We start from the raw sequence: 1,422 nt of genomic DNA, 5'->3' as shown, positions 1-1,422 counted from the left end.
TCGGGTCCGCGGCGGCGACGCGGCCATGCAACGCGGCGGCGACCCCCGGCGTGTAGGGCCCGTCCGCCACGCCGACCAGGGCGGCGAGCGTCGCCCGCTCGTGCGCCCGGGCCGCCCGCGCCGCCGATGCGTCCCGGATCAGCCCGAGCGCCACGCGTTCCTCGATGTCCGTCTCCGCCCACCAGCCGGCGAGCGGGGGCAGATCGTGGGTGGAGACGCACGCCGCCGCCGCTTCGGGCCAATGCCCAGGATCGCGGAAGCCATCGCCGTCACGCTCGAACCACAGCACGCGATAGGCGAGCACGCCCGCCGCGGCCAGGCGGTCCGGGAAGCCCTCCGGCACCGTGCCGAGGGCTTCCCCCACCACCGCGCAACACGCCGCGCGGCTTTCGCGCGTGAGCGTCGCGACCATCCCCGCGCCGTCGAAGCGCAGATAGGCGCCATCCGCCGCCCGCCCGCCATCCGGCACCACGAACAGGCGCTCGAGACCCATTGCATGGTCCAGCCGCAGTGCCCGCGCATGGCGCATGTTCGCCCGCAGCAGCGCGGCGAAGCCGGCATGGCCCGTCGCTTCCGACCGGTGTGGATGCGGCACCGGCAGGCCCCAGACCTGGCCCTCGGCCGAGAAGGGGTCGGGCGGCGCGCCGATGGAAAAGCCGCCCAGGAAGGCGCCGGGCTGGGACCATGTCTCGGCGCCATCCGGCGCGGCGCCGACCGCGAGGTCGCGGTAGAGTCCCGGCCCCGCCGCGGCCGCGTCTGCGAGCTGGCGGTCGCAGAACCATTGCAGCACGGCGTGGAAGCGGATGGCCCCTGCATGCTCCGCCCGGAAGCCCGCCAGCGCGGTGTCGGAGGGATCCGCGAAGCCCGATGGCCAGGCGTGGCGCGGCCCGAACCGGTCGGCGATGGCGGCGAAGGTGGAAAAGTCGTCCAGCGCCGCGCCCCCGGCCGCGCGAAACGCGGCGAAGCCGCCGTGGTCATCGGGCAGGGCGCGCGCCGCGGCGTCCAGCACGCCGCGCTTCGCTGCCCAGACCGCGGGGTAGTCCACGAGGCCACCGGCGCGCAGCGCGGCGAAGACCGGTTCCGCCGCCGCCAGCGCCGCGCGCACCGCGGGCGCGTCCCCGACATCGGGCAATGCGGCGACGTCGAGCAGCACGGGTTCCAGGAAGCGCCGGTCGGAGGGCTGGTAGGGGCTCGCGCGGTCCCGTTCCACCGGCATCAGCGCATGCGGCGGGCTGATGCCGATCAGCGCCGCGCCCCGCGCATGCGCGCCGAGTTCCGCGATCGCCGCATAGTCGCCGATGCCCTGGTCCGCCGCGCGGCGCAGCGCGAAGCTCTGCGCCATCAGCGCGAAGCGCCGGCCGTCCGGCGGTGGGTGGCAACGGCCGGGATCGGCCGGGGCGGCACGCGGCGCGGCGCGGCGGC

1 protein-coding gene is annotated in these 1,422 nt (G+C 76.7%); it reads right to left on the bottom strand.

The annotated features are described in order from the left end of the window. A partial coding sequence (gene malQ, locus HW577_RS25015; protein ID WP_198378797.1) for a 4-alpha-glucanotransferase occupies positions 1 to 1,342 on the bottom strand: 1,342 nt, incomplete at its 3' end. Positions 1,343 to 1,422 lie beyond the last annotated feature (80 nt).

The organism is Neoroseomonas rubea, from assembly GCF_016106015.1.
In the GTDB taxonomy this organism is placed as follows: domain Bacteria; phylum Pseudomonadota; class Alphaproteobacteria; order Acetobacterales; family Acetobacteraceae; genus Neoroseomonas; species Neoroseomonas rubea.
The sequence above is the reverse complement of the archived record's forward strand: the minus strand, read 5'-3'. Positions and strand labels throughout refer to the sequence as shown.